Raw genomic sequence first — 25491 nt, 5'->3', positions numbered from 1 at the left:
AATTCTATTAGTCTATATCATTTCGGGAAAGAGTGAGGTAATTCCTTCCCGATTAGCTTGACACACGCCTCTTTCGGTAATCAATCCAGTAACGTATTTCGCCGGAGTTACATCAAAACCGGGATTGACTACATTTGCATTTATATCGGTAATCAAGACAGATTTAATCTCATTTTCACACCAACCCTCCACATATTTGACTTCGGATTCATCGCGATTTTCTATCGGTGTGTTCTGCAATCCATTTTTCATTTGCCAGTCTATCGTAGAAGAGGGCAGGGCAACATAAAAGGGAATCTTGTTATCCCACGCAGCTAAAGCTTTAAGATAAGTTCCGATTTTATTGGCTACATCACCATCTTGGGTAACCCGATCACAACCTACTAACAGAATATCGACAAGACCCTTTTGCATCAGATGCCCACCGGCATTATCAGTAATTAGAGTGTTGTCAACTCCGTTCTGAGATAATTCCCAAACGGTTAGTCTGGCACCCTGATTCTTGGGTCTCGTTTCGTCAACCCAGACGTGCAGATCAATACCAGCTTGTTGAGCTTTATATATAATAGAGGTTACTGTTCCATAATCAACACATGCCAACCATCCGGCATTACAGTGAGTAAGAATGTTGACTTTCCCCTTTCTTTGGCTGATCTCTTCAATAATGCCTAAGCCATTTTCTCCAATCTGACGACAAATTATTTTATCTTCTTCCAGTAAATCAAGAGCGGTTTTTAAAGCTGCTATCTTCTGGTCCTCTAAATTATCGTGTTGTTTGATAGCTGTGAGAACTCTCCCAATACAATACTCGGTATTTACTGCCGTTGGTCTGGCATTCAGGATTTTTTGGGCAGTTTCTTCGATATAACCGTCACAAACTTTATCTTGGTTAACATTCAGGGCAAAAACCAACCCAAAAGCAGCAGTTACACCGATCAAAGGAGCTCCCCGTACCAGCATATCTTTGATCGCTGTAACAACTTCTTCAGGGGTAGATAAATCTCTGAAAATAAGCTGGAATGGTAAAAATCTTTGATCAATAATACGGATCGCTTCCGGTTTCTCAGAATCCGGAGGAATATAACTTACTGAGTTGTAGTGGGCACCATTAATTAACAATTAAAACCTCACTTTAAACTAATATGTTTTTATATAAGAAGAGCTTCGATAATCGAAGCTCTTCTCTGACGCGGATTGCATCGAACCGAGGAAAACACTTCTTCGTGGCTGCTTCCGAGCTCGACGAAGTCAACTCAGGGTCGGCGAAGCCATCCTCTTCGCCCTTAGCCCTTAGCTCTTCGCCCTTTTATTCTTTGTTAAACAGATATTATCATTTTAATAAGAGTATCTTTTTATGGCCTATGTATCCGGTTGTTTGCATCTTCACAAAATAGACCCCGCTGGTCACTGATTTATTCTCGTTATCTACTCCTGACCATGAAACAATATGTTCACCCTTATCCAGATATTCATCAACCAGATTCTTAACCAATCTCCCTGCAATATCATATATATCTACCTTGACTTTATAAGGTTCGGCAAGAGAAAAAACAATATTGGTTTCAGGATTGAATGGATTCGGATAGTTATAATTAATGCCAGTTACCGGACTAATCTCCCCGATTAGATCAATAGAGACAAAATCGATAGTAATCGTATTTGACGGTAATGATTCAAAACCATTGTGATGGAAAGCAGTAACATGATAGCTGTATGGCTGATCAGAATAGATATGCTCATCGAGATAATAGTCCTCTGATCCCATAACATAATCATAATAACTGTCATTCCTAAATATCTTATAGAACCAGGGGTCTCCATGAAAATCTTCGGTTTCAGGATGTTCCCAATACAAGCTTATACTATTATTCTGTATATAACCTTGAAGATTGATCGGTATTGGTACGTCGGGGATACCTGTAGCAAAACTAAAAATGTTCGACCATATTCCTTCCTCTTCTCCGGCTAATGCTCTAACCCGCCACATGTATTCTGTGTTATAATTGGGAAGAGTCAGGGTAATTGTATTCTCGCCTATTTGGTTAATATCGAAGAGAATTTCCTGATCGTTAGCTATCTGAATTTGGTATGAATCAGCATTGAGAACGGGAGTCCAGAGAAAGTTTACTTCGGTTATCAAATTCTGGAGATTATTCTCGGGTTGTAGTAAGATCGGTGCTGCTACAGGTTCTGAAGTTGTTAGATAATAGGTAGCGAGAAGGTTTCTACTAATCAAAATATTGTTATAATTGATCAAGGAACTGAATTCTACTATGTAACTCCCACTCTGAGATGTATCATAAAATAGTGTCTCATAGCGTCCCGGTTCTGTTTCTGACAAAATCAACTCCAATTCTGTTGAAGTTCTTGTTATCACATAATCATTATCATTCGCTGTTTCATCTTCAAAAGGAAAGCTGTTGCTATAAGTAGTCATCTCATTAGAATCCGGATATCTGACAGTTGCAGTAACAGCAGCGTTGGAGACCGGATTGCCATTGTCTGTTAGTTCAACTATCAACACTAACGGATCATCTACAAGCATAGCATTGGTAGGGAGGATATGTTGCATCATTAGATGGGATAGACCATAGACGCTAATGTCATATTCAAGGTTTTGTGAAAATGAATGGTTATCTATTTTTATTAGCCATTCACCGGAAATTGGTTGAGAAATGTGGTATGATTTGTATGAAAATCCTTCTGCTAAATCATTATTTAGGCAATTATTTTTATGTATTTCTTGCCCATACGGGTTGATCAAACTCAATTCAAGAGCTGATAACTGATCTGAATATTCTTCATTCGAAGCAACGGAAAAAAACACAAAATCTGCATTATCAATATTGACAGAGTAATATCGTGTTTCCTGTGCTCCGATAATGTCATGACCAGATAAATAATTTTGATACCCTCTTAGCATACCACTTATAGTATTATAAATCTGTTGAAGAACTGCCGGGGTAGGAGCATAATGATATGTTCCTCCTGTTTGATTGGCTATCCATTGTAATAGCGCTTGATCGGAATTAGGACCTAAAGCAATAGTATATACATCTATGCTTGCCGGAATCGTTGGTACAACTGATACTGCTGTTGGAGGGTAGTTATCCAATCCATCACTGAGCAGGATCATTGCTTTCTGTCCGGAGACAGTGCTATTGGTTAGTTGATTTCTACCCGCTGCCAATCCTGCTCCGATACTTGTTCTGCCTGAGGATTGAATATTGTTTATGGCGTTTTGGGCTGAGTTGATCGTGGAAGTACCAGTTATAGTAGTTAAGGCAAAGTTGACCGTCGCAGTTTCGTTATAACTAATTACTCCCACCTGATCACCAACCTGCATCAAACCGATAAAAGTTTGTGCTCTCTGCTTGGCGGGAGTCATATAGTTAGAAAATCCCATACTACCGGAACGATCAATAATAAGTGAAATAGCCGGATTATCACGGTCGAAACGTACTGCCGACAGAAGTATTGAAGAACAGATCATCTGTATAACAAATATTAAACATAGTACCGAAAAAAACTGGTTAAATCTCATCTTACCTCCTTTGATTTAAAGGTAAAAAAAATATAAATAACCGTGTTATAACTGCAGCGAAATATATGTAGCAGCTGTTTTATACATATTAAAGAAAAAGAGCGTTAAGCACGCTCTTTTGTCAATATTATTCGAAACCTTTTTCGTTTTGGACTCTATTTTTTTATTTGATCTCTTAATAAACACCAGCACTAATCGCTAAACCAAGATAGAATATTGGTAAATATATAACGACAATTATTGTCCCAACTATGGATGCCATTAATACGATCAATACCGGCTCTATAAGAGCTGTAAGACGGTCTATGACTGAATCTACCAATTTTTCATAAAATTCGGCTGCTTTCCCAAGTAGTTTATCCATGTCGCCTGTCTCTTCACCGGTAGCAAATAGCTGTAACAAGGTCGAAGGGAAAACATGAGTTCTTCTGAATGCACCCACTACACTATAACCCTCTTTGACCATGATCCTTGCCTTGCGAATAGCACCTTCGAATACGGCATTCTGCACAACATTCTCAGATAATTCCATAGTGTCCATAATGGGTACACCGGCACCCATCAGGATACTAAAAGTACGGGAAAACTTACTGATGATAGAATTCTTGAGCAAGCCACCTATAATAGGTAATTTAAAAGCCATCGCATCAAAAAAGTAGCGTCCTCTGTCGGTCAGATAGATCAGAAAGATGGCAAAGCCGACTACAAAGAGCATAAGTAATGTTATTAAAACATTGTCCCGGATGAAATCACTGATCGCTATAGCTGCCAAAGTCGGAGCAGGCAGATCAGCCCCAAATCTTGCATAAACTTCGCCAAACATGGGGATAATGTAATAGAACAAACCCCAAACGACAAAGAAAAGAAAGATCAGGATGAAGATCGGATATGCCATCGCAGATAAAACTTTTCGTCTGGTATCTTCTATCTTTTCTAAGTAATCTGATAAGTTGTTGAGTACGGTATGCAATGTACCAGATACCTCGCCGGACTGCACCAAAGCAATATAGAGATTATTAAAGACACCCGGATGTTGTTCCATCGCTTCTGATAAACTAAAACCCTTTTTGATATCATCCGAGATCTTTTTCAGGATCTTCTTTAACCGTTTGTTCTTTTCTTCCTGCTCTAAATTTGATATCGCTTTCTCAAGGGTTAAGCCGGCTGAAAACATAGTTGCCAACTGCCGGGTAAAGAAAACCAACGCCTTGAGCGAGATCCCGGTCCGGATCTTATATACGACCAGCATCACTTTGTCAAACAGCGATAACTTGCCTTTAAATGCTCCTTCGGCGGCACTTTTAACCGATATAATAGTACCACCCTCTTTACTTAATTTATCTACTGCCTCATCCAGTGAGCCGGCTTTTATTGTCCCTTCTATTTTGATGCCTTTAGCATCCTTGATCACGTACAAGAAAGTTGCCATTCTTTTCTTTACCTCATTTCGATATTTTTTTCACAGTACTCGGACTGTGCGACATTGTCTATCCTTCGATGACTTCGTCGACCCTGAGTTGACTTCGTCGACCCTGAATTGACTTCGTCGAGCTCGGAAGCAGCCACGAAGAAGTGTTTTCCTCGGTTCGATACAATCCGCCCAGCGGATCACTCAGGGTGACAACCACTCAGGATGACAATATTATGTTACTCTACTATTGTTAATTTGATCACTTCGCGGATCGTTGTTATTCCCTTCTTCATCTTTTTATAGGCACTGGCGTGTAGTGTCTCCATGCTGTTCTTTATTGCTGCTTCCCGAATGAGATCCTGATTAGCTCCGTCAAAGATCAGCCGGCGGATATCGGAAGTGACCTCTAAAATTTCAAAAATACCTGTTCTGCCCTGATAACCTGTATTATCACAATGTACACAACCCTTACCTATCTTGAAAGAGATCTTTTTCGCTTCTTCTTCTGTTATTCCGCAATCACGCAATTCTTCCGGAGTTGGCTGATAATCTCCTTTACAGTGAGTACAGATCTTACGAACCAATCTCTGCGCCATCACCAAATTCAGGGAAGATCCAACCAAATAACTTGGAATACCAATATCAATGATACGAGTTATAGTAGCAGGAGCATCATTAGCGTGCAGTGTTGTGAATACTAAGTGTCCGGTGAGTGAGAACTTCACCGCTATATCGGCTGTCTCGGCATCGCGGATCTCGCCAATGAGAACGATATCAGGGTCCTGACGCAGAACTGAACGTAAGGCGGCAGCAAAAGTCAAGCCGATCTTTTCCTTGGTCTCTATCTGTGTTACCCCTTCCAAACGGTATTCAACAGGATCTTCTACCGTAATAATGTTTGATTCTATATCCTGGATCTCTTTCAGTGCAGCATGTAAAGTTGTTGATTTACCACTACCTGTCGGACCGGAAACAATGATAATACCGTAAGGGCGTCTGATCCATTTTTTAAATATTTCCAGATTGTCCTCATCAAAACCGAGAGTAGTCAGTTTAAAGCCGAATTCACCTTTGTCTAAGAGTCGTAGTACTACTTTTTCACCGGTAACTGTCGGAGTTATGGATACACGAACATCAACTGCTTTCATAGACGTCCTAAGAGAAATATGACCGTCTTGTGGTAATCTTCTCTCAGCTATATTTAATTTGGACATAACTTTGACCAACGAAACCACTCCGGCATGGACACCAATAGGTGGACTCATTACTTCACGTAAGGCACCGTCTATACGATAGCGAACCCGGGAATTTTTGTATAATGGTTCTATATGAATGTCAGTTGCTCCGGCTTTGATTGCTTCTGTAATTATCAGATTGATCAGCTTAACAATTGGTGCATCTGCCGTCGCTGATTTATCAATATTGATCTCATTCTCATCTTCATCTACGGCAACGAAACCAAATTCACCAACAGCATCTTCTACTTCAGAAGTTGTACGAATACTTTTATAATATTTCTCTAAGGTGTCTGTCAAAACGCTTTCGCTGATCAATACCGGCTTTATTGCCTTGGAAATTATCTTCTTGAGATTATCCTGAATGACAATATTCTCGGGATCGGTCATCGCTACAACAACACCGTCTTCATCTTCGCGGACAGCGATGACTCTGTTCGATACCGCAAAGGGTTCCGGTATCATCTTAACTACTTTAGATTCAAGGTCTAATAACTGTTCTTCATCAAAAACATCAATCTCTAATTGCTGATGAAGTGCCTCTAATAAATCCTTTTCTTCTATGTAGCCAAGCTTAAGAAGTGTTTCACCTAATTTCAAATTGAAATTGTTCTGTTTTATTAATGCCTCTTTTACCTGATCTTCAGTCGCTGCTCCCATGTGAATTAGTATTTCACCAATGCGGGCAAATTGAGGATTAAAACTCATTATCTCTCCTTGTCTCCATTTCTATTACAAACTCTTTCTTACCCAGCCGAAGTTTATGTTACGTGGTTGCTTCCGATCCTTCGATACAATCCGCCCGAGCGGATCACTCAGGATGACAACAAATAAGAACACTGCTTCGTGGCTGTGCTATATTCTCTGACCTTGTGACTAAAGCCGCTTAACACGTTATTGCTATGTTAAGCAACTTTAGTCCAAGGTTTATGATAAATACCTCTATGCTTCTACGGACGAGGAATATCTCTGTATCTTCTGATGGTAAATGATCCCTGAGTGATCGTATTCGTACCAAGCAATCTGGCTGTTACCTGAACATCAACTGTTGTTACATAATCATCAATTGGCTCCGGACATTCCCAAATTCGGGAGCGGATCGTACCGTTTGCCTCGCCTGCATATGTCTTAATGATATGTGGATATGTTTCGTCGTTTATCGGATTATTGTACGGATCTAACCAATCATAGTATTCAAATATGCAGTGTGTTGAAGTCATAGTAATATTACCACCGGTTACCGGATTACCTTGTCCGTCCTGTAAAGAAACTATTATATGCCCATCTTGAGTAGCTGAAAGTGGATCGTTGTTGAAATATTCATGATAACCGGGAGTAATAACCATTTCCATTCTCGGTTGGTTGATAGGTAACGTTGCCAATAACTCTCCGATAACTTCACCCGACTCAGCTATAATCTTGACCTGATCAAAGGTATTCGCTCCATGATAATACAAGAATGTTCCGGCATAACCGGGTGTTCCATCATCATTACTGGGGGTCGAATTACCGGTATATCCTGAACCGTCGATGTAACAATTGGGGGGAGGTTGAGGTACATCAGCCAAAGAAAACCAGACTGCTGTTCCATTGATAACAGGGTTGTTGTATTGATCTTTAACTACAGCACCAGCTTCGATCTGCCAGATGCCGCCACCCATAGAAACACCTGTATCAAAATCTCCAATTGTCGGAATGACACTTGATGGTGGTCCCGATCTGATTACAATATTAGCTTTGGTGGCGTTTATATCAGGATTTTCAACCAAAGAGACCTTGACTTTAACTGTCCCTGATCCAGTTCCGCTATTTATCGCAGCAACGGCAACACCATCGTTGGCTTGAACCTCATCACTAAGTCCCACATTGTTAATATTGACTCCTGTTGGTGGGTTGGAACCGATGATCTCATATTTTACCCAGTGCTGACCGGAGACCAGATTTCCGCCGTAATCCCGCAATTCAACTCTCAAAGATCTTGATTCAACTCCACCTACTCCAATAACATCAAGAAAGATCTCTTCGGCAATTTCAAAAGATATTGAATGCACAGCATCAGAATAGATATTGAGTAGTGTTATACCTGTTATTGGATCTCCACCCTCTCCTGCCTGAACAGTTCTTGCTGTAATCTGAGCTGTTCCTGCCGATTGTCCGGGAAAGAAATTCACATAAGCAACACCATTTTCATCAGTAATAGAGGAACCTTGAATTCCGCCAAGAGTAGTCTCAAACTCTAAAGGTGTTCCCGGATTCATATTGTTATACATATCTTTAACTGTTGCTCTTATTCTAACTGGGCGTGGGAAATTTACCGGAATTCCCTCTGGAGATACATTAATCCAATCCCCGAATTCATCAACCATCTGGGTCATTAAGCTTATACTTGCTGGAAACCCGGGATTGATATTACCGGTCTTTGTTCCGACCTTATCACCCAAACGGGCTGTGATAGTTAATAGCCCGGCAGAGGTACCTGTATTGTATTGTACTGATGCAATACCATCTGTAGTTTCGGCAATACTTGATTCAGGAAAAATCCCTTTAGTAGCAGAAAAGGTAATCATGGTACCATCAGCTACCGGTTCCCCTAAAGTGTTAATGACCTCTGCCCTGATAGTCATTTGAATTTCAAGGGCTAGATCCGTCAGATCATTTTGGATCTCTACAGTCTCCACTTCCGGAGTCTCGACTATATCTACTAAAACAGATTTACTGATCGTACCGATAAATGCCTCGATCGTAGCAAGTCCCAGATCTCCGTTATCCCAGAAGGTAGTAGTTGCAATACCCATTTCGTTTGTTTTAACAGTTGCTATTAGCTGACCTAAATCTGAGCGAAAACGGACAGTTTGATCTTCAACCGGAAAATCTTCTTTATCTAATACCCGTGCTCTGATCGTTGAATATGTTATGTTATTGTCGGAATAGATAACAGTAGGATTAGCAATAATACTGGTTATTCTATATTTGTCGCTATCAAACACCCTATTATCACAACCAACAAAGGTCATCATTAAAATAGCAAGCAGTACAAAAGAAATTGCTAAAATTTTGCTATATTTCATATTTAACTCCTATAAATTAAAAGTTGGTTTCATCTTCGTCTTCTTCGATTTGACGGATCAATCTCCTATCAAGCCGTTTATCAATCTCGAAGTCAACTTGATGTTCGGAAAGATCAATTATTCTTGGGGTTATCTCGATTATCAAGTCTGTTGTTGTTATCTGTTCATTTTTGTGTTGAAACAGCTTTCCAATAAAAGGTAGATCCCCAAGTATTGGAACCTTATTTACTGAACTTATTAAAGTTGAACTCAATAGACCGCCGACAATTATCTTGCTTCCGTCGGGTACCGTAACAGTTGAATTTACCCTTCTAACCTTCGTTCTGGGAACAAAACCACCAACTAATTCTGTTACGGAACTAACTTCCGGAGATATTTTTGTTGTTATCAGACCATCTTTATTAACTGTCGGTGTGACATTCAACTTGATACCGACCTGTTCTCTTTCTACCTGCGACCTATAATCCCTGTCTGTAACAACAAAGGGAACTACTTCACCAATAAGGATCTCAGCATGCTCACCATTCAGGGCAGTCAGTCTCGTATCGGTTAATAATTTGGCAGCATTGTTCTCTAACAGCCAGTCTATTGTGATATCAAAAGCTGTCAATTGACGGCTGAATTTTGCTACATCACTCCAGCTATCCATCTTTTGAAAATACTGTTCTGATGGTAACTCTCCTAACGGATTACCAGCCAACCTGCCGTGAGGTATAGCTCCTGTTTCATCAGTATAATTGAAAGGCAAACCTACTCCGTCAGCACTAACCGGATTTTCAGCAATAATGGTTGTTAATCTGTTCAGTCTTGACCAATCGACACCAATTCTCTTTGAATCTGTGAGCGAGACTTCTATTATCCTTGCCCTAATTTCAATCTGTTTCTGGGGAACGTCGATTTCCTGTATTCTTTTGCTGATCTCAGCAAATGTTACCGGATTGGCTTTGAGCATGATTGCATTTTGCCCTTCGATCGCAATTGCTTCTCCCGGCAGAACTTTCAAGGCATCTACAATTTTATCGGCATCTACGTAATTTAGATTTATTATGTAGCTTCTTTCCCCTACCTCTTCCTGGATTCTTGTTCTGTCTCCTACTAAGAATGTATTATCTCCGACTAAACGATATGATAACCCTACTGCTTTAACAACTAATGATAATGCCTGCTCGATCGGAACATCTTTCAAACTCACCGTTATTCTTGGCTCATCGTCTTTTTCCTTATCAACTACATCAACTGCTAATACAATGTTACTATCACTCATTTTTGCCATTGTTGAGAGCACATTTGATATGGAGGCATCAACGGCATCAATGGTTATTTTCCTGTCTAACAAATTACCACTTTGTACTTGTGCATATATATTAAATGATAACCCCAGCAAGATGATCAGTATAGTAATGCTGAATCTAAAAGTATGTAAAGAAATCACTGAAGCTGCTCTGGCTGAACAGTCAGTTGTGGATTTTACTAAATTGAACATATATACTCCTTTTCTCTTTAATTTTACCATATATATTCTTGAGATCTTGAACGATCATCAATTTGAGCCGGTTTCGGTGGAATCGGTTTCAGCTCCAAAGTGCTTTCTCGTCCTTGATACGTCAAAGTCACTGTTCCTACATCTATATCAACTATTCGATTATTATTAACTGAGTCACCGATGGCATATAATCTGGTCTCTCCTCCGTAAGCTATGGCAGCTCTTCTATTACCGTTTTCATCTATGTAGGTAGCTGCTAATCTGATCATGGCATCAACTTGTCGCCGCCATTCTTGTTCCAGATCTATCCTCGTGCGGACAATTAGATTTTGTTCGAGAGGATCTCTGGTTACTGTGAACAAGAAATCCATGCGGTCACGGATAGAATGTTCGATCTGTTGGATCTGGTCTATCAATTGGGCATCAATAGCCATATCCTTATATCTTGATTCTACAGGAACTGCCTGAACAGTGTTAACCACATTAACCGTCTTAAGTAAAAAGACAAAAAGGATAATTACGATGATCGCTATCGTGAAGTCTTTTATATATCTTGTCTCCATTATCCCTCCTTTACTATCTTGAATACTGATAGCTCGACAATAACCCTGTATTGAGTTACCAACTCTCCATCAACTTCAAGTTCAGTGACGCCACTGCGAACCGGTTTTACATCTAAAGTATTGACTTTCACAATGTAGTCCAAACTTTCGATCCTTGTTAAAAATCTACCTAACTGAACATAAGTACACATTATATCCATCACAAATTGATGTTCCACTAAATTAGCGGGCGAATGAGCAGATCTAGGGATTAGTGAAAATACTGCGATTTGATTCCGATCTGCTAATTCAGCCAAAGTTCTGACAAAAGCATTAATCTCTTCCGGCGAAAATGATTGTTCAGAAATCAGAGTATTATCTATAACTCTCGATACCTGAGATAACTGCTCATCCATAACCTTGGCGCTATTCAATCTTTCTTGTGCTCTTCTGATCTGGGCATCAATTCGTCTGATATCTCTGGTTTTGTTATTTATCATGGCATTCGCTGAATAAATGAAGAGAAATGTAACAATAACAATAGCACCAAGGAGTATTAAGTATCTTTGCTTCATAGTCTTCTTCTCCTGTCTCTTGCTGAGATGTTGCGTCCGATACAATCAATTTGGAAGCGGAGTATCTCAACATCTTTCTCTCGGTCTCTGTTTGAACGGACAAATCTGATCTCATCAAAATCTACATTTATCTGGTCATTAACTCTCAGATTCTCGATAAACTCATAGATCAGATCAAATTCTCTCTCTTCTATATCTACTTGAGTTATGCCAAAAAGACTTAGTACATCATCTTTATAAGAAAAATGAGTAATCGCTATTTTATCTGTAGTGATATCGGCTAAAGCGATCAATTTATTCGCCCAGAATATTCGTTCTGTACTGGTTCTGGCTAATCTCTCCAGATCACCGGTAGAGAGATACTCTCCGCTATCTTGATATTGTTGTATCTCGTCATTGATCCTCTGCAGAAGATCTCTTCGATTCTCAAGTTTACTGCTGAGAGTTAAATTAAAGTAGATTACGGTCGCATATAGAATTACTGTAATAATTGCAAAGATAACCACTAAGGACATAAACAGTTTGGATTCTGCTTCTCTTTGTTTTCTTAGCTCACCGAATTTGTTGAGGTTAATTGTGAAATAGAATTGTGTCATCGTTTCCCCCCTTACTCCGCTCTCATTGCCAGACCTATCGCTAAAGCTAACTGAGGGTCTTTCTTGTCTCTAAGTTTTTCCGGCATCTCTAAATTGATAAAGGGGTTAAATATCTCAGTAGGAATATTTAACTGCTCAGTAAAATATTCGGGTAATCCCTTCAACTTTGAACTTCCACCAACGAGCAGGACTTTTCTGAAATCGCTGTTGCCCGCTTCTTTGACATAGTACCTTAAGGACCTCTTTATCTCTAAAGCGATCTGTTCTTCAGTCGGTTTATCACTTATCTCTAAAGTAGATAAGCCGATCCCTTCTCCTGCTGTGTCGCCTGTTTCCGTAATCCCGTGTTCAAATTTATGGTTCTCAGCATCTTCGAAAGAGAGATTCTTTCTTTTCATAATATCTTTAGTAATGTTATAGCCACCCCAAGCGAGATCTCGAGAGAAGAATTTCGCCTTTGGTCCGTAGATGATCATATTTGAGCGATGTGCTCCCATATTGACGATCACATATACCCCCTCTTCTACGAAAGCATTTAACATAAAACTATTGGCTACTGCCAATGGTTCGGCATCAACAATGCCCGGTGCAATATCTGCTGCTGTTAGGATATCATTATGTTTTTTTAATTCTTCTTTGGTTGTAGCAACGAGGAGTATGTTCATATTGTTGGTGCGTTCTTCAACATTCAATACCTGAAAATCCAACAACATATCACTACCACTGATTGGCAGGTGTTTCTTAGCTTCGAAAAAGAGTGCTGATTCTAATTCGTCTTCAGGGAGAAAGATCGTCTTTATTTGTTTAATACTAACATGATCACCCCCAATAGAAGTAACCAGATGCTTGATCTTTCTCGGTTTAATTTTTAAAGTTCGCAATATTTCTGCTAATATAGGAGCATAACGGTCTCTTCGTAAATCTGATGGTATATACTCCACACCAGCAGGAACTGTGGGTCTGATCTCATAATTCAGCAGCTTGTAACCGTCATGTAGTCTCTTGAGGTGCACCAGCTTAATAGAATGAGTTCCTATATCAATCCCCACAGATTCTTTAAACTTAGTTGGTTTCTTTTTTGCCATAATTCCTCTTAATTATTGATTATTTATTGTTAAAAGTTTTCCGGTGGTTTCCTGAAGGTCCATCTCCCTAAGAAGAAGCCTAAATCTGCAACACTTTCACTATCTATTGTATATTCATACTTAACTAATGGAAAATCTGGAGGTCCTTTAGTTTCGAATCTGGTGTCAAAGGTATAATCTTTGTCATATCCGCTTGGTCCTCCTGCTGGGTTCAATGCGTTAGAATGCAAGCCGAAGATATGATTGTCAATATCCCAGATACCGGTATCATAATCTGCATTACCACTTCTGCGGACAAAGCCCCGTCTTCTTTGCGCGATAGAGCCAAAGAGTCGAATTTCCCCCCGCAAATAAGTAACTGTTGGTGCTCCATGAGGATTTGGAATAGCGGGAACACCTGCAACAGGTCCCGGTTCAGGCCATATTGGATTATACCACGGATAGTCTAATCCGGGTGGCCAGGGAGCTAATATGCTGGTGGGATATTTGAAGCGATGCAGATCGATCATAGTAAACCACTCACCAAACCAAAACTGAGCTGGTGTAGAACCCTTGGGAAAATGATATTGAAAAGTGAAGATACCATCACCTGCATAAATCCCATTTGGTGTAGTTTCTCCTTGGCTATCACCCATAGCGCATAAGGCACCATATATGTATATATTGTCAGTGTTGGGCTTTTTTCGGATAGTATCTATCGGACAATAATGACCGTATTGGATATAGATTGATTCTTCAGAGATCAGTCCGAAATAATCATTTGTATTGACGGGGTAATCACCATCTTCCCCACCATCGGGTGGTTGACCCGGTATTGTATGTTCGTAGGTAATATCATCTTTTATATAGATATTGTGCGAACTTCCCCATGTCTGAGCACCCCTGATCGTACCGGAGATCCATAATTCAAAAGGAACCCAATATGAAGCATCATTGGCTAACGTACCGCTCATAACCGTCCATGTTGTATCCCGCAAAGCTATATAATTAATCCCTATCTGATTACCAATCGGACCATAAGGGGGGTATTGATCATAAATTATAAACTCTTCTGGTGGATGAAGCTCTTGAATATGACCTAGACGGGCATTATAAGACAGACCATTGATATTCACAAAAGCTATCATATTATCTGACTCGGAATCACCAAATAACGTTCTCCCGTTCTGTCTGACCAATTCTGCAGTCGGCTCAAAAATGACTCTCGGATAACCTTCAATTAGACCCCCACGAAAGACGTCATCCAGAGGATAAGTTCCACCACCATAAACCTTGATCTCTCCGGCTGTTGTAACAAGCCCGTAAAAAGTCGGCCAACCATTGTTACTCCCTCCGCCGATCTGTCTGATCCAAATATCGCTATTACTATGAACCCTGCCATGGATTACATCTGCGCCATAAAAACGAATATTACCATCAACATCATCCAAAGCCCTGTCTATGTCACTAAAGTAATGAAATATTGCCAAAGTTTGTGATGAATAGATAAAATACTCCCCAAATTTCACGATAGGAAGAGAAGATTCTTCGGTTGCTGAGTGCCCTCCGCCAGAGTATGAATTGACCATCGAGCTGACCAGATATCCGCTAGATCCTAACTCATACCTTGTATTGGCTCTTGATCTGATCTCATAGACAGTTCTATGATCTCCATAGTTAACATTAATATTTCGTCTTATATCAAGGGGGAGTCGCTCATTTATCTGATTATTGATCGTTAACCTTGATATAACTTGCCTGACCCTATAGACTTCCGTTCGCAAAAAATGAAATTTCTGCAAACCATCGATCTGCAACCGTGCAGATCTGCTATCACGGAATGCAACAGAAGCTAAAGATATTCCGGAAAGAATACCGATCAAAGCAATAACTATTGCTATACCGATACTCCCTTTTTGATTATTTAAAAACTTGATCATAACTCCTCCCTGGTTAATCTAATCATAACCAAGACCTTGTCTCTGCTCTTCCATTGTTTTTTTCTGATCACTCTTTTCATCTTTGCTGGCTCCACTCCCAACGGACTTGTTATCCATCCGCAGGTTTTTTCTCGTAACACGTAACCCATAACACGTAACACTTTTCATTATACACTGTACATTGATAAATTATTCATTCTTAATGTCGTCCTAATGATATAGTGGTAGTATAAAAAACTTCTCTTCGTTTTTCTTCAGAGATAATGATTTCAGCTCTTAACTCCATTTTTACGATATTAGTGCTGGGATTCCCTGTATTAGACGTTAAATTAAAATAGGTAACCTCAATTCTGTCATCACCGCTTTTAGGGAACAATTGTTCCGAGAAATAAATCCCACCATAAAACCCTTGTACACGGATCTTTTTATCGTATCTATCCCAGAAGAACCTGATATAATCAAAAGAGTGTCCATCATAGGATGTTTCATGAGTACACCTTATCCCGGAATAAGCACCCCAGCCACCACTTAAAGCTTCTAAAGTTGCTGTTTGTGCATTGCCGATGCCAAAGAATCTATATTGATTAAGTTCATCAAGTACGGGATATCCGTACTTCATGGTCTCTATCGCTTCAAATGCCTGTTGTTGCAGATCTGCAAAGTAACTCAACTCTTTGAATTTTGTGAAAAAGGATACTATCGCCAGAGCTGCTAAAATGATCAAAATACTGGAAACGGCAACTGCAGCTATAACTTCTGTTAAGGAAAAACCATCTTCACCTTTGATAAATTTCCCGCCATATATCCTTTTCACACTAACTCGCTCTTTTGCTTTGATCCTGAACATCACCAGAAAAAGTCCTCCTGAACAACCATTACCCTTTCTCCAAGCAATGGTTCAATCCAGACGATTTGTACCTGCAAAGTTTGAAAGGAGTAATAGGCAGTATCAATATGCTCTCTGTTATTAATTATCTGCATGGTCATCGTGCCTGTCAAAGGTGGATAATCTGCTTCGGGAAACTCATCTATTATTACCTGGCGTGCAACAAATGGATCGAATTCCCGGTTTGTAAGAAAATATCTGTAATGATATTGCCAGTTACATTCGCCTGAAGCCAATAGAGTTGCTACTCTGTCGTGATAATTACGATTGATCTGTGTCTCTGCATATAAAAGTGCTAAATATATTCCTACAACAGCAAAAACAATTATTGCAAATGAAACCAGAACTTCTATAAGCGTTAAACCCCTGTTATTAGATAATAACCTGTTGAAAAACTTGTCTCTGGAACAGACTTCCGGCTGTTCTTTATTAGTATTCGAGCCCTTTCCTCTGTCATCCTCAGTTTTTTCTCGTAACACGTAACCCATAACACGTAACACTTTTTTTTCTTTCCTTGCTTTTTTAGCGGAAATTGTATCGAAGGATACAGAGACTTCCGGCTGTTCTTTTTGCATACTAAAATCCAGCTCCCGATTTGAACATCTTAGGATTATCTGCTACCTGTTCAGCTACCTCTCTATCCAGTAAACCGTTCATAACATGGTTGTAAAGTGACTGATCAAGTGACTGCATACCCTCTTTTGTTCCGGCTTGAATTACGGAAGGGATCTGATATGTCTTTTCTTCCCTGATCAGATTTCTCACTGCAACATTTGCGATCATTATCTCTAAAGCTGGAACTCGACCCTTGCCGTCTTTCATTGGTAACAGGGTTTGGGCAACGACTGCTTCTAAGGATTCCGATAACATAGATCTTACCTGAGCTTGCTGTTCTTTGGGAAACATGTCAATTACACGATCTATCGACTTTGTAGCTGAGCTTGTATGTAATGTAGCCAAGACCAGATGACCGGTTTCTGCGGCTGTTAATGCCAGGGAGACGGTTTCCAGGTCTCTCATCTCTCCGACCAGAATTACATCGGGGTCTTCACGAAGTGCGGAACGTAAAGCGGCAGTGAAAGACCATGTATCATGTCCCAACTCTCTCTGATTTATCAGAGAGTTTTTACTCCGGTGCACGAACTCGATCGGGTCTTCGATAGTAATGATATGACAATGTTTTTTGTCATTTATCACATCTATCATTGTTGCTAATGTCGTTGATTTACCACTCCCTGTAGGACCGGTTACCAGAATTAGCCCTTTGTTTTTAAGAGCTAATTTACTTAATATCTCTGGTAAATGAAGCTCCTCGAAATTCAATATTTCGTTGGGAATAACTCTGAATGCACATGCTAAACCATTGATCTGATGAAATGCATTTACTCTAAATCGTACATCATTGCTCAGCTTGGTAGAAAAGTCTATTTCCAGATTCTTCAAAAAGAGTTCTCTCTGAACCTCATTCATGACACCGAAGATCAATTTCTCTACTTCTTCTGCAGATAATTTGGGTAGATTCAACTTTTTCATCTGACCGTGTACACGGACCATCGGTACTGAGCCAGAACTAATATGAAGATCCGATGCTCCAGCATCCGATGTAAATTTCAATAATTCCTGTATTGTCAACAAAACCTCCAGATTGACTTCTGTTGTTTCTATACATTACAATTATAATGCAAGTCTAATATTTTACTATATAGTAGTTGATACAATCCGGGTTAAAAATCATCGTCATCATCATCAGTATAAATATCTATACCGTATCCTGAAAACTGTGACAATTCTTCATCATAAACTACTTGTCGTCCCTCTCCGCCGGGAAAATCAGCCGTTGAGGTTGCTATAAATTGTACCGGTGGATTCCCTACGGCTTCAAAAGTCCAGTTTCTTAAAGTCGATCTACCTAATCTCGCATCACGCAGTGCATCTTCAATATTATAATTGTCGGTAGATCCATAAGTTTGACGGTGAACTCGATAAGCAGTTCTGATAGCACTAATTGCTGATTGTGCCTCTGTTGAACGAGCTTTTTCTACATAGCGCATATAAATCGGGACTGCTATTGCTGCCAATATTGCAACGATTATTACCACGACGAGGACTTCCACTAAGGTAAATCCTTTGTTGTTTCTAAAGAATTTTAACATTCTTCCTCCTAATTAGGTTTGTTTCTTTTTTATATGATACCAAATATATTTGGTCACATAATACAATGCAATTTGCGTTCCAAATTCTCTTTCAAATTCTATAGCGTAATATAATTTCTCGAAATCAACTTATAATGATTATTTGTTCGACTCCAAAATAATGTGAATCTTCTATTTACTGCTGCATGATTTGTCAACAATTATTCCCCTTGATAAATTTCGATCTCCATCTTCATTAGTTATAACGTTTAATTCTACTATCATTACCGTATCTTTTGTCACAATACTTGAGTGATTTAAAAAAATTTCAGGTTGCGGTAATTTGAGTATAACATATCTACCTAAAAATATCTAACTACTTTCGTATTTATAAGTTATACGTTATATATGTCTTGCTCCTCAGGGCTTGAATATGATTATGATCATTTTCAAGATCAAATTGAATCAATCAATGAGCCCTTAAACATTACATACTGCAGTATTTATGTTTTTTCCTTGACCAAGAGACGATACTAAAACTATATGTAAAACGTTAGATAATTTACATCCTAAAATGTAAGGCAAGGAGATAAGAAATCATGAGAAACAATAACAACTCAGTCAAAATTTTTATGACAATTTTCTGTTTAATCGCTGTTTTCTCTTCAGTAGTACTTTTAGCTGACAACAATCAACAACAGCAAGAGACGATATTTGCAGAATATCGTGGCGGAAAAATTACTCGTGCAGATTTTGATGAAGAGTTTCAAAAAATTCCTCATATGTATCGTGCTCGTTTTTCAACTTTGGCCGGGCAAAAAGAGTTACTCAATTCTATAATAATATCTAGATTGTTTTTTTTTAAGGCAGAAGAACTTGGGATTGATCAGAGAGACGATGTTAATGACGCTATTGAAAGTGCTTTAAAAGATCATTATGCTATGGAATTTCGCAAGAGAGACATCTCTGATCGAGTTATTATTCCTCAAGAAGAAGTCTCTAATTATTATGAACAGAGTAAAGATCGTTTTACAGAAAATCCTAATATAGTGATAAGATATATTATGCCAGAAAATGCTGAAAGTGCTGAAAAAGCCAAACAAGCTTTACTCGCTGGAGAAGATTTTATCGACGTTATGAATAGTTATTCTATTAATAGCTTTTCTAAACGACATCAAGGAGTCATTCGTAATATTCGGGGCAATTCATATATCGCAGGGGTGGGTATGGATGAAGAGCTGGACGAAGCAATCACTGCCGCTCCCCTGAATACATGGATAGGACCTTTAACAACAGAAACTGGTATTCATATATTTCAGGTTACCGAAAGAATACCACAGAGAGTTAAACCTTTGGATGAGGTCAGAGAAGAGATTATTTCTCGTTTGAAACCTGTCAAAGATTTAGAAATGACACAAAGAATTTTTAAACAATTAAAGGACAAATATTCTGTGCAAATAGATAATGATCTCTTAGAATCGGTTAATTTACCAGAAGCAAGACCAGATCCGGAAAGAGTAGACCTACTCATTGCAACAGCAAATATACCTGATTTGCAAATCACTGTCGGTGATTTTGTCAATCATATGCGAAGAGTAACTCAACAAGAACGAGCACAGTTAAGCAATCCTCAATATCGTAAAGATCTTTTCGATAATTTACTGATGAATAATCTTTTTGCTTTCGAAGCAAAACAAAAAGGATATGGTGAATTTTTAAAGGAAAATCTTGAAGCAGAGCAAATCAGGCGTAATATCATTCTTAATCATCTTTTTAACGAATTAGTAGTAACCCAAGCAATCCCGACTCAAGAGGATATTGAATCTCATTATAATGAGAATATCGATCGTTATACGACCAATGAACAACGAACCATTCAGTTATTCTTATTCGATAATAATAGAACTGCCAGAAGAGCTAAAAACGATGCTGCAAAAGCATATAGAAATGATAACCATGATAAGATTACTGAAGTTATCGGTAATTCTTTATTTACTGAGAACAATGGTTTGATTGCCAATATACAACGTGATCCCAATATCCCTCGAATTGGGAAAGATGAAATTATGCATCAAGTTATCTGGAATACTAAGGTTAATGAAATAAGTGAAGTAACAAAAAATGCAGATGATAAATACTTCTTTCTAAAAGTTCTAGATGAAATACCTGCTCATACTTTCCCTCTGGCTGATGCTGAAGAACGTATTACTTTTCAATTAACCAGAGAGCTAAGAGAGAGAAAATGGGCTGAATTGCAGGAAGAGTTAAAGGCAGAATACGCTTTAGTTTCTTATCCGGAAAGATTAGCATTTATGTTTTCAGCGAGAGAACTGTTTGATTTAGCTGAAGAAGCAATGAAAAGAAATCGCTATAGAGAAGCAATTCAATATTATGATCAAATAATTGATACTTATAAGAATAATGATGACGATTATAAAGCTCTCTTTATGAAGGGTTTTGTCATGGCAGAGGAATTGCAGAATCCTCAAGAGGCAGTAAAAATATTTCAAGATGTTATTAGAAACTATCCCGCTGCCGATTTACACGAATCTGCAGAGTATATGATCAAATCAATAGAAGAAGGTTTTGACGTATTTGATGATCTGAAATAATAAAACTAACTCGTTTACCCTACTTTTCTAACAAAAAAGGACGTTTTCTTTATCATATAAGTATCGGGAGCAGTTAGGGATGTAAAATATAATTATTTAAAGGAGTGGTAATGTTTTTAGAAGGTAGTAAGTTAAAGAATGTCTTTTTAAAGGCAAAAAAAGAGAGATTTGGAATTATTGCTTCTAATGTTGTGTTTGATTCTACTATCCGTGGTGTTTTGGAAGGTTACGCTCGCCAGAAATCAGATGGATTGTTACAGATCAGTTCCGGTGCCTGCAAATATGCTGCCGGTTCATCAGAAAATATTTTTCTCGGGGCAGAATTGATCTCGGCAATGGTAAAAATTTTAGCTAATCAATATCAAACTTCCGGTATCGGTTTACATATTGATCACGCAACTCCGAATTATTTCGATTTCATCAAATATTGCATTGAAAAACAACTTGTTTCTTCTGTAATGATCGATGCCTCAAAAGATTCCTTTACCGAGAATGTCAGAATCACCAAAGAGGTAGTTGAATTAGCACATCGGCACAATGTTTTAGTCGAAGGTGAAATAGGGTACATTAAGGGCACTGAAGATGAAATTGTCTCAGAAACTGAACTGTATACTGAACCAGAAGAGGCGCTGGAATTTGTCAAACAGACCGGTGTTGACCTTTTTGCTGCTTCTGTTGGCACGAATCATGGTGTAACAAAGGGTCACAAGGTAACTCTGAAGTTAGATCTTATAAAAGAGATCGACGATCTACTCATAGCTAACAATGTTGAGACTGGTATCGTACTACACGGAGCTTCCGGGCTTACGATTGAACAACAACAAACCGCAGTAAAAAATGGTGTAGTCAAGATCAATAAAGATACAGACTATCAGATGGTTATGGCAAAAGCAGTTCAGGCATATTGGGAAAAAGAAAAGGAAGCTGTTGTTTGTCCCTCAGGGCAGAATGAAGATGATTTTACTCCCGATAAGAAGAGATTCGATCCGAGAAAATGGTTAGTAAAGGCAGAAAATGCTGTCCAAAATGAGGTCGAATCGTTAGTTCAGATAGTAAAAAGCAGTAATAATAGTATTTTACTCTAAGAAGAGTACTTTTTTGAAAACACTCTGAACCTGAAAGAATTCAAAGTTTATACAATTTTTACTAAGAAATTATCTATAGAATTAGATAGGAGGAAGTTATGGCTAATATAGCAATTAATGGATTTGGTCGCATAGGAAGATTGGTTTATCGCGTTCTGGCAAACGAACCGGAAATTAATGTCGTAGCAATTAATGACCTGACGGATACTAAAACTTTAGCTCATTTGCTAAAATACGACTCAACCCATAGAACATTTGAGCATTCAGTTTCTCACACAGAGGATAGCATCATTGTAAATAACAAAAAGATCAGAATTTATTCGGAAAAAGACCCGGCTTTATTACCATGGAGAGACCTTCAAGTCGATTACGTTATCGAGTCAACGGGTGTATTCACTTCGAAAGAGAAGGCAACAAAACACTTAACAGCTGGTGCAAAAAAGGTTTTAATAACTGCTCCTGCCAAAGACGAAGTTGATGCCACTATAGTAGTTGGTGTTAATGACAATGATTTGAAAAGAGAGCATGCTATAGTATCCAATGCATCCTGTACTACAAACTGCCTTGCTCCGGTTGCAAAGGTATTGCATGAAAAATTTGGTATAGTTTCCGGGTTAATGACTACTATTCACTCTTATACCAATGATCAAAGAATTCTGGATTTTCCCCATAAAGACCTGAGGAGAGCAAGATCGGCAGCAGTAAATTTGATACCAACCACTACCGGTGCAGCTAAAGCTACAGGGTTAGTAATGAGTGATCTTAAAGGAAAATTTGATGGCTTGGCTGTCAGAACTCCGACTCCTAACGGATCTATTGTAGACCTATCTGTTATTTTGGAAAGAGAAACGACAGCAGCTGAAATCAACGCCGAAATGAAAAAAGCAGCAGAGACAAATATGAAGGGTATTATTGAGTATACTGAAGAGCCCTTGGTTTTAGTTGATATTATCGGAAGCCCCTATTCTGCGATTTTTGATGCTTCTTTAACAATGGTCTCCGGTAAATTGGCTAAAGTCATTGCTTGGTATGATAATGAGTGGGGTTATTCTGTTCGAGTAGTTGATCTTTTAAAGATGATGATTAATATTGATTCTTAACACAAAGAAACATAGTTAAATAGACAGTACTTAAAATGTTTGCCTATTAAGCATAATTATCCCACTTAAACAGATAATTGGTGTATTACATTGATTTAGACAAAGTGGTTCAAACTTAAGAGGATTGAGATTTTTTATGTTATTTAGCTATTGAAGAGGTAGTATCATGAAGGATAATTATTTTAACGAAACGAGTAATCATGAGTGGATACTGACTAATAAAATTGGTGGTTATGCTCTCGGTACAGGTAATTTGATCAACCAGCGTAAGTATCATGGATTATTGATCAGTAGCGATGATAATCTCAATCGACACAATTTGCTTGCCGGTTTAGAAATGGTACTGGAGTGGCGGGGAGAAAGATGCTATCTTGACAGCACTAATTATAGTAGTTGCATTTATCCTGAAGGTTTTTTACATCTCGTCAAGAGCTGGTTAAGACCATATCCCATTTTTCTCTATTCTTCTCTCCACCATAGTAATGATATTCTCGTTAAGAAAGAGATTATGATGGCAGATGACGAAAACACAGTAATGGTTAAAATTACTAATCTCAGTTACCATAAGTTAAACTTTTTTATCAAACCTAAGGTAACCATGCGTAGCCATCATGATACAAATTCACCGGGTACATGGGATTATGACAATAAAGGTTTGCAACTCACTGAAAGAGACTTCTTGTTTCAACACAATAAGTTAGCTCTTTACGGTGTAATCCATAATGGTGCTATCCATCCTGATGGCAATATTTATCGTGATTGTTATTATCCATGGGAAGCGATACGAGGATATAATGGAGTAGAAGATCAATATACTCCTGTCAACATCTCATTTTCTCTCCGATATGGAGAGACTAACTATCTGTTTTTTTCTGACCTAAAAGAGAATTTTCAGGAAATCTCTTTAGATAAGAAGATAGAGAAGATAGAGAAAAAATATTCAGAATTACCTTTACCAAAGGATTACCCTGCTTCTAATGATAGCGATAATCCACTTTTGCATAGATTGGATTTTCAAGACCAAATCATGTTTGATTATAAAGAATATCTGCGCATACTGGAATTCAGTTTGCACGATTTTCATATTAAGGAAGATGTTATTGCTGGTTACCCATGGTTTGGCTGCTGGGGACGTGATACTTTTATTTATTTCGATGCACTGATAAAGTCAGTTGTCAATCATCGACAATGTTGGATGATCATCAAGAAATACGCATCATTAATCAAGAATGGACTCATTCCAAATATGTTAACAGAATCTGCCAGAGACCTCAATTACCATTCTATAGACAGTAGTCTCTGGTTTGTCTTAAGAATTTACGATTTTGTCAACAAAGTTGTCAGTGAAAATCTCTATGGACAGAAAACAATAATTAGTGAATCTGTCGGTTATTGTGAAGAGATTATAAAAGGTATTTTAGATAACACAGAATACCCTTTCTTCATAGCAGATAATGGTTTACTGTATCTAAAAGAAGAGTTCTCCACTGCTACTTGGATGGATGTCAGAATCAATGGTAATGCTATTACACCACGTAACGGAGCACCTGTAGAGATCAATGCCCTCTTTTATAATGCTCTCTGTATCTTTAAGGAGCTAACAGAAGACTATCTCCCAAAGAAAATGATGCAAACCGAGTTGATTAAAAGAGTTACAGTCCAAATTGACAAGATAAAGGAATCTTTTTCACTCTTTTGGATTGATGATTATCTAGCTGATAGATTAGAAAGAGACCTCCCTGTTAAAGAATATCGTCCCAATGCATTGATTGCAACATCGTTACCCTTTTCATTGTTATCTTCCGATAAACTGAAGACAGTCTTTCAAACTGCAACGAATGAATTAGCAACACCTTACGGGCTAAGAACTCTCTCTCCCAGAGATTATCGCTTTAAGAAAAAATATCTGGGTAATCAAAAAGAAAGAGATTCTCAATATCATCAGGGTACTGTTTGGGCATGGCTCATTGATCCTTACACTAAGACATATTATAATGCTTACAAAGGGGAAAAGAGTTCTTTAGAAATGGTAGAAGACTTAACAAAGATTATTTCAAATTTACGGAATGGTTATATGAAAGGACACATTTCTTCAATAGCCGAAGTCTGGGATGGTGAAAGACCTCATTTTCCGAAAGGTTGTCCGGCTCAGGCATGGAGTGTAGCTGCTCTTGTTAACGCAGAACATCTTATTAACAAGTTAATGCAGAAGGATTAA

General features: G+C 38.5%; 20 protein-coding genes. 4 read left to right on the top strand and 16 right to left on the bottom strand.

Annotated elements, in window-relative coordinates; translation table 11 throughout:
* Positions 1-12 precede the first annotated feature (12 nt).
* The 16 genes from mtnA to K0B81_02545 all read right to left on the bottom strand — a co-directional run bounded on the left by mtnA (position 13) and on the right by K0B81_02545 (position 18497).
* A complete protein-coding gene (gene mtnA, locus K0B81_02620) occupies positions 13-1119 on the bottom strand; it encodes an S-methyl-5-thioribose-1-phosphate isomerase (GenBank protein ID MBW6515494.1) in 1107 nt (368 codons plus the stop codon).
* Between the two features lie 211 nt (positions 1120-1330).
* Positions 1331-3544, bottom strand: a complete 2214-nt coding sequence (locus K0B81_02615) for a VWA domain-containing protein (GenBank protein ID MBW6515493.1) — start codon at positions 3542-3544, stop codon at positions 1331-1333.
* 175 nt (positions 3545-3719) lie between these two features.
* Positions 3720-4973, bottom strand: coding sequence for a type II secretion system F family protein (locus tag K0B81_02610; protein ID MBW6515492.1), 1254 nt, complete (start codon positions 4971-4973; stop codon positions 3720-3722).
* 218 nt (positions 4974-5191) lie between these two features.
* Complete coding sequence (tadA, locus tag K0B81_02605) at positions 5192-6898, bottom strand: Flp pilus assembly complex ATPase component TadA (protein ID MBW6515491.1); 1707 nt, start codon at positions 6896-6898, stop codon at positions 5192-5194.
* Positions 6899-7140: 242 nt separating this feature from the next.
* Positions 7141-9258, bottom strand: coding sequence for an Ig-like domain-containing protein (locus K0B81_02600; protein MBW6515490.1), 2118 nt, complete (start codon positions 9256-9258; stop codon positions 7141-7143).
* Between the two features lie 16 nt (positions 9259-9274).
* Positions 9275-10741 carry a hypothetical protein gene (locus K0B81_02595; GenBank protein ID MBW6515489.1) on the bottom strand — a complete coding sequence of 489 codons (1467 nt, stop codon included), beginning with the start codon at positions 10739-10741 and terminating at the stop codon, positions 9275-9277.
* Between the two features lie 23 nt (positions 10742-10764).
* The gene (locus K0B81_02590) at positions 10765-11304 is read right to left on the bottom strand and encodes a hypothetical protein (protein MBW6515488.1); all 540 of its coding nucleotides are present in this window, start codon (positions 11302-11304) and stop codon (positions 10765-10767) included.
* Positions 11304-11858, bottom strand: coding sequence for a type 4a pilus biogenesis protein PilO (gene pilO / locus K0B81_02585; protein MBW6515487.1), 555 nt, complete (start codon positions 11856-11858; stop codon positions 11304-11306). Before pilO ends, K0B81_02590 begins: the two co-directional genes overlap by 1 nt.
* On the bottom strand, positions 11855-12454 hold the full coding sequence (locus tag K0B81_02580; GenBank protein MBW6515486.1) for a hypothetical protein: 600 nt from the start codon (positions 12452-12454) through the stop codon (positions 11855-11857). Before K0B81_02580 ends, pilO begins: the two co-directional genes overlap by 4 nt.
* Positions 12455-12465: 11 nt before the next feature.
* Positions 12466-13539, bottom strand: a complete 1074-nt coding sequence (locus K0B81_02575; GenBank protein MBW6515485.1) for a pilus assembly protein PilM — start codon at positions 13537-13539, stop codon at positions 12466-12468.
* A gap of 29 nt (positions 13540-13568) precedes the next feature.
* On the bottom strand, positions 13569-15458 hold the full coding sequence (locus K0B81_02570) for a hypothetical protein (GenBank protein MBW6515484.1): 1890 nt from the start codon (positions 15456-15458) through the stop codon (positions 13569-13571).
* An 18-nt stretch (positions 15459-15476) separates the two neighbouring features.
* The gene (locus K0B81_02565) at positions 15477-15626 is read right to left on the bottom strand and encodes a hypothetical protein (GenBank protein MBW6515483.1); all 150 of its coding nucleotides are present in this window, start codon (positions 15624-15626) and stop codon (positions 15477-15479) included.
* A 31-nt stretch (positions 15627-15657) separates the two neighbouring features.
* Positions 15658-16305 (bottom strand): prepilin-type N-terminal cleavage/methylation domain-containing protein, encoded by a 648-nt coding sequence (locus K0B81_02560; GenBank protein MBW6515482.1) that lies wholly within the window; start codon positions 16303-16305, stop codon positions 15658-15660.
* Positions 16305-16919: a prepilin-type N-terminal cleavage/methylation domain-containing protein gene (locus K0B81_02555; GenBank protein ID MBW6515481.1), complete on the bottom strand. Its 615-nt coding sequence runs from the start codon at positions 16917-16919 to the stop codon at positions 16305-16307. Before K0B81_02555 ends, K0B81_02560 begins: the two co-directional genes overlap by 1 nt.
* Before the next feature lies 1 nt (position 16920).
* Positions 16921-17976, bottom strand: a complete 1056-nt coding sequence (locus tag K0B81_02550; GenBank protein ID MBW6515480.1) for a type IV pilus twitching motility protein PilT — start codon at positions 17974-17976, stop codon at positions 16921-16923.
* 92 nt (positions 17977-18068) lie between these two features.
* Entirely contained in the window at positions 18069-18497 is a 429-nt protein-coding gene (locus K0B81_02545; GenBank protein MBW6515479.1) for a prepilin-type N-terminal cleavage/methylation domain-containing protein, read from the bottom strand.
* Positions 18498-19075: 578 nt separating this feature from the next.
* On the opposite strand from K0B81_02545, the gene K0B81_02540 reads away from it, so the two are divergent.
* From K0B81_02540 to K0B81_02525, 4 genes are all read left to right on the top strand, one after another.
* The gene (locus K0B81_02540; protein ID MBW6515478.1) at positions 19076-21088 is read left to right on the top strand and encodes a peptidyl-prolyl cis-trans isomerase; all 2013 of its coding nucleotides are present in this window, start codon (positions 19076-19078) and stop codon (positions 21086-21088) included.
* A gap of 110 nt (positions 21089-21198) precedes the next feature.
* Positions 21199-22173: a class II fructose-bisphosphate aldolase gene (locus K0B81_02535; protein MBW6515477.1), complete on the top strand. Its 975-nt coding sequence runs from the start codon at positions 21199-21201 to the stop codon at positions 22171-22173.
* A 98-nt stretch (positions 22174-22271) separates the two neighbouring features.
* Entirely contained in the window at positions 22272-23273 is a 1002-nt protein-coding gene (gap, locus tag K0B81_02530; GenBank protein MBW6515476.1) for a type I glyceraldehyde-3-phosphate dehydrogenase, read from the top strand.
* Between the two features lie 166 nt (positions 23274-23439).
* Positions 23440-25491 carry an amylo-alpha-1,6-glucosidase gene (locus K0B81_02525; protein MBW6515475.1) on the top strand — a complete coding sequence of 684 codons (2052 nt, stop codon included), beginning with the start codon at positions 23440-23442 and terminating at the stop codon, positions 25489-25491.

It is taken from the genome of Candidatus Cloacimonadota bacterium, from assembly GCA_019429305.1.
Classification (GTDB): Bacteria; Cloacimonadota; Cloacimonadia; order Cloacimonadales; family JAJBBL01; genus JAHYIR01.
This window is presented reverse-complemented; position numbering and strand designations above follow the sequence as displayed.